Annotated in this window: 4 protein-coding genes; all 4 read left to right on the top strand. The window is 77.6% G+C overall.

Annotated elements, in window-relative coordinates; all coding sequences use genetic code 11:
* Positions 1-469 precede the first annotated feature (469 nt).
* Positions 470-1,456, top strand: coding sequence for a PaaX family transcriptional regulator (locus ACRYR7_RS23955; RefSeq protein ID WP_432574783.1), 987 nt, complete (start codon positions 470-472; stop codon positions 1,454-1,456).
* Between the two features lie 182 nt (positions 1,457-1,638).
* Positions 1,639-2,346, top strand: coding sequence for a hypothetical protein (locus ACRYR7_RS23950; protein ID WP_432574782.1), 708 nt, complete (start codon positions 1,639-1,641; stop codon positions 2,344-2,346).
* Positions 2,347-2,655: 309 nt separating this feature from the next.
* Positions 2,656-4,305, top strand: coding sequence for a PepSY-associated TM helix domain-containing protein (locus ACRYR7_RS23945; protein WP_432574780.1), 1,650 nt, complete (start codon positions 2,656-2,658; stop codon positions 4,303-4,305).
* A gap of 200 nt (positions 4,306-4,505) precedes the next feature.
* On the top strand, positions 4,506-5,436 hold a 931-nt coding region (locus tag ACRYR7_RS23940), incomplete at its 3' end, for a Tar ligand binding domain-containing protein (RefSeq protein WP_432574779.1).

The raw sequence follows: 5,436 nt of genomic DNA, 5'->3' as shown, positions 1-5,436 counted from the left end.
GCCGTCGGGTGCGCGTGCAGAGCGCTGCAGCGTTAAGCCCGCACCCCCCACGCCCCCCCCCCCCCCCCCCCCCCCCCGCCCCCCCGCCCCCCCCCCCCGCCCCCCCCCCCCCCCTCCCCCCGGTCCCGGTCAGGACGCCGGTGAGGGCGATCGCTGCGGCGGCGGTGCGGATCCTCGCGGTGGTGCGCTTCATGCCGGCTCCATGTCCACGTCCTGGGGGAGCGGTGCGCCGCCTCGACGTCGGCGCACCGGTGACCCGCCCGGGGGCGGGTCCACTGGCCCGGCGCCGCGGGGCGTCGTCGTCCCGGTGCGACGGTGCACTCCCCGGACGCCGACGCCGAATGGCGCCTGTTGCGGTGACGAGCGTCCAGCCTCCTGTCGCGCGTGTCAACCGTGGACCACCGCCGCGTCCCCGACCGCGGTGCGTACTGTGGTGCGCCCGGCCGGGCGGTGCAGGAGGAGGCGGAGCGTGCAGCGGAGCGACCTGCCGCGCGCCCGCACCGGTCCCGAGCCGCAGCTGCTGCTCACCTCGCTGCTGGGGGACTTCTGGTACTGGCGCGACGAGCACATCCCCTCCAGCGCCCTGGTGCGGCTGCTGGCCGAGTTCGGCACCAGCGCCGACGGCGCGCGTGCGGCCATGCGGCGCCTGGCCTCCCGGGGCCTGCTCACGGTGAGGCGCAGCGGACGCGCGACGGCCTACGGCATCCCCGCGCGCACCGCTGCGGTCGTCGTGCAGCGCACCCACCGGCTGCTGACCTTCGGCGCCCAGCCCCCGCCGTGGGACGGGACGTGGACCGTGGTCACCTTCTCGGTGCCCGAGAGGGCCCGCGAGCTGCGCGCCGCGCTGCGGGCCCGCCTGCGGCTGCTGCGCTTCGCCGCGCTGCACGACGGCGTATGGGTCTGCCCCCACGACAGCGCCGCGGCGGCCCGTGCCCTGCTGGACGAGCTGGGCGTTCGCGCGTCCGCCGTGCTGCGCGCCAGCGAGGTGCTCAGCACCACCTCCTCCGGTCTCCGGGCGGCCTTCGACCTGGAACCGCTGGCGCAGGAGTACCGCGAGTTCACCCGGCGCTACGAGCCCCTGCTCGCCGCCGTCGAGCACGGGCGCACCGGTCCGGCCGAGGCGCTGCGCGCGCGCACGGAGCTGCGCGTGGACTGGCGGCGCTTCCCCGAGACCGACCCGGACCTGCCCCAGGCCCTGCTGCCCGCCGACTGGCCCCGGCAGCGGGCTCAGGCGGTCTTCGTGTCGATCTACGACCGGCTCGGGCCGCCGGCCGAGGCGCGCTTCCGCGAGGTCCTGGCCCAGTCGGACCCCGAGCTCGCGGTCCTCGCGCGCCACCACGACTCCGCCGGGATCGCCGAGCTCTTCGCCCAGCTCGGCGACCTGCGCCCGTCGGGGGACACCCCCTTCGAGCGGGCGGTCGAGCAGCGCCGCCTGCGCGAGGCGTCGTCCCGCTGAGGCGGTGTCCGCATGAGGGGGCACCCGCTCGGGCCCCCGGCTGGAGTTCCCCACCCGTCCGCGGGACCGCTCGCCCCCGCGCACCGCGAGCGGTCCCGGGGGCGTGCGGAACGGCGGCGCAGCGGCTCGACCCGAGTCCGGCGCGGCGTCGTGGGCGAGCGCGGTGCCTCTACGCTGACGCCGTGGACCGACCGACCACCGGCGTGCTGCGCGGGGTGCGCAGCGCCGTGGTGACGGTCGTGGTCGTCGGTCTGGCCGCCACCGCCCACGTCGCCGGCGGCGGGCACGCGCCCTCCGGGCCGGTGGCGGGTGCCGTGGTGGTGGCCGTGGCGCTGGCCGTGCACCTGCTGACCCGCTGGCGGCTGAGCGCTCCCGGGGTGTTCGCGCTGCTGGCCGGTGGCCAGTGGCTCCTGCACCGGGTGTTCACGGCGCTGGACTCCGCCCGCACCGGGCCGCTGGACGCCGGGGCGCTGAACGCGGTGCCGGTGGGCCGGCTGGCCCACGCGCACGCCCTGGCCGCGGGGGCGTCGTGGACGGCCGCGCCGTCGGCGGCCCCGCACGGCACGGTCTCGCCGGCGGTGGGCGCGGTGCACGCCGCCGGCGCCGCCGGGGTCGAGGTCGGGCCCTGGGTGCTGACGCCCATGCTCGTCGCCCACGTGGTGGCCACCGTCCTCGCCGCGCTGGTCCTGGCCGGCGCCGAACGCGCGCTGTGGCGGTTGTGGGCGTGGTTGTCGCCGCTGGTGGTGCTCCTGCTCGCGCCCCTCCAGCCCGTCGCGGGGCGCCTGCCCCGCGCGCCCCGGGCGGCCCTGGAGCGCCGGCCGGTGCACGAGGTGCTCCTCGGCCGGAGCCTGCTCCGGCGCGGTCCACCGGTGCCCCTCGCGCGCGCCTGAACCTGCACCGGTCGCCGCCGGTCCCGTCGGGGACCCGCAGCGCCGGTGGTCGCGGGCGGCGCGTGCGAGGTCACCGCCGACCACCTCGACCACCCCGCCCACCGGGCGGCGCGTCCTGGCCACCTCCCCGCCACCGGTCCGACCGGTCCCGGCGCGCCGGGCTGCTCCAGCGCTCCGCGCCTCGCCGCGCGCGTGTGCTGCGACGTCCTGCGCCGCGGCGTCGTCGCGCTGCGACGTCGCGCGCCGTGGACGGCAGGGGGAGGCCGCGCACCGCGCCGCCGACGGGCACCTCTCGTGAGGAGACCCACCGTGTCCGCCGACGACCTGCTCACCCCTGTTCCCGGGACCTGCCCGGCACCCGCGCCGCCCACCCCGCCGACACCGTCGACGTGGGCGCGGGTGCGCCCGCTGGTGCTGCGCCTGCACTTCTGCGCCGGGGTGCTCATCGCCCCGTTCCTGCTCGTGGCCGCGCTCAGCGGCACCCTGTACGCCGCCACCCCGCAGCTCGAGGAGGCCCTCTACCGCGACCAGTTGCACGTCACCCCCTCGGCCTCCCGGCTCCCGCTGGCCGAGCAGGTCCAGAACGCCGTCGACGCCCGCGGCGGGGCCGAACCCGTCGCGGTGCGGCCCGCCCCCACGGCCTCGGACACCACCCGGGTGCTGTTCTCCGACCCGTCCTCGGGCGAGTCCGAGCGCACCGCCGTCTTCGTCGACCCCGGCACCGGTGAGGTCCGCGGGCAGCTGACGGTGTACGGGACCAGCGGGGTCCTGCCGCTGAGGACGTGGGTGGACCAGTTGCACCGCGACCTGCACCTGGGCGAGCCCGGGCGCCTGTACAGCGAGCTGGCCGCCTCGTGGTCGTGGGTGCTGGCGCTGTCCGGGGTGGGGTTGTGGGTCGCCCGCCAGGTCGGCGCACGCCGCTCCGCAACTGCCGCTACCACCGGGACCGCCGGCGACGGTGGGCCCGCGGGCCGGCGCGGCGGCGCGCTGCGGCAGGTCCTGGCGCCCCGCGGCGGCGGGGCGGGAGCCGGCCGGGGTGGCCGGGGCCGCACCCGCGCCCTGCACGCCGTGGTCGGCACCTGGATCGCGGTGGGGCTGCTGGCCCTGTCCGCGACGGGGCTGACGTGGTCGGCCCACGCCGGCGCCCGCGTCAGCGAGCTGCGCAGCGCCCTGTCCTGGGAGACCCCGGCGGTGGACACGACCCTGCCCGGTGCCGGGCACGAGGGGCACACCGGGCACGAGGGGCACGGGTCTGCTCCCGGCGGTGACCCGGGTGCCCCCGGGGCCGGGGGTGCCGGCGTGGCCGGCCTGCCAACCGGCGCGCCCGCAGCGGTGAGCCCGCCCGCGTTCGCGGAGGTCCTGGCCACCGCGCGCGAGGCGGGGCTGACCGCCGGCAGGATCGAGGTGAAGGCCCCCGCCGGGGCCGGCGCGGCGTGGAGGGTCGACGAGATCGACCGCTCCCTGCGCACCCGGGTCGACTCCGCCGCCGTCGCCGTGAGCACCACCGCGGGGGGAGACCTGCACGGTCGGGTCCTGGACGTCGTGCGTTTCGAGGACCACCCGTTTCCGGCCAAGCTGGCCCGCTGGGGCATCGACCTGCACACGGGTTCCTTCGGGTGGGGCAACCAGCTGGCGCTGCTCGTGCTGGGGCTGGGGTTGAGCGCGGTCATCGTGTGGGGCTACCGGATGTGGTGGCAGCGTCGTCCCGACCCCGCCCGGCGCCTGTCGGTCGGCCCGCCCGCCCACCGCGGCGCGTGGCGGCGGGTGCCGGTGCCGGTACTGGTGGCCGTGGTCCCGGTGACCCTCGCGCTCGGGTGGGCGCTGCCGCTGCTGGGGGTTTCGCTGCTGGTCTTCCTCGTCCTCGACGTCGTCCTCGGTCTGGCCCGCAGCGCCCGGTCCCGCCGTCCCGGCGGCCCCTCCTCGAGCGCTCCCGCGTCGACCGGCGGGAGCACCCCGTGATCCTCGCGCCCTGCGCAGCGCGTGGAGGTGACGACGCGGGTTCGCGCCCGGCGGGCACCTGGCCCTCGGCACGCACCTCGACGGCCACGGGCGGGCGGGTTCCGGGGGTGGGTTCTTCAGCGGGTGCCGGGCGGTGCCGATGACCCGCTCACAGGTCGATGCCGCACCGGCTCGACGCCGTACCGGTGAAGGAGTCGCCGATGTCCGCTGTGCGCAACCTGAAGATCGCGCCCAAGCTGTTCGCCGCCTTCGGGGTGGTGTGCCTGCTGCTGGCCGCGGTGGTCGCGGTGGGCATCAACCGGCTGGGCTCCTCCCAGGCGAACCTGCAGACGCTCTCCGGCAGCGGGATGGCCTCGGTGCGGACCATCGGGCAGGTGCAGGTGGCGTACCTGAGCGTGCGCATGGACCTGGCCAACGCCGCACTGGCCCTGGACGCCCGAGGCACCCAGGCCGCGCTGGAGAAGATGGCCGCCAGCGACGCCGCGTACGACCAGGCGTGGCAGGCCTACCTGGCCTCCTCCCCGAGCACCAGCCCGGCCCAGCGCGACGAGCTGGCCGGTCTGCTGAGCCGGTACCGCAGCGCGCGCGAGGACCTCATCCCGCTCGTGCAGGCCAACGACGTGGCCGGCTTCATCGCCCTGCGGGCGACGACCACCACGCCCATCACCGACGAGTACATGACCCACCTGACCGAGATGGCCCAGGAGGAGACGCAGGCCGCCGCGGACATGGCCGCCGCCGGCGGCGAGGACTACCACCGGGCGGTGCTCGTCCTGCTGCTCATCGGCGCGCTGGCGCTGCTGGTCGCCGCGGTGGTGGCGACCTCGGTGGCCCGCTCCATCTCCCGACCGGTCGCCCGCACCCTCACCGTCGTGCAGGGCCTGGCCCACGGCCGCCTGGACCAGCGCGTGCACCACAGCGCTCGTGACGAGGTCGGCCAGCTGGCCGCCGCGGTGGATGCCACCATGGACAACCTCACCGGCACCATGCGCCGCATCGCCGGCGCCTCCACCACCCTGGCCGCCTCCTCCGAGGAGCTCTCCGCGGTGGCCACCCAGCTGTCCTCCGGGGCGGTGCAGGCCTCCAGCCAGTCCCAGGTCGTCTCCGCCGCGACCGAGGAGATCTCCGCCT

Origin of the sequence: Kineococcus gurbantunggutensis (assembly GCF_050871925.1) — a bacterium.
Classification (GTDB): Bacteria; Actinomycetota; Actinomycetes; order Actinomycetales; family Kineococcaceae; genus Kineococcus.
Note: the sequence above shows the minus strand (reverse complement) of the source record. Positions and strands in the feature narration are given on the sequence as shown.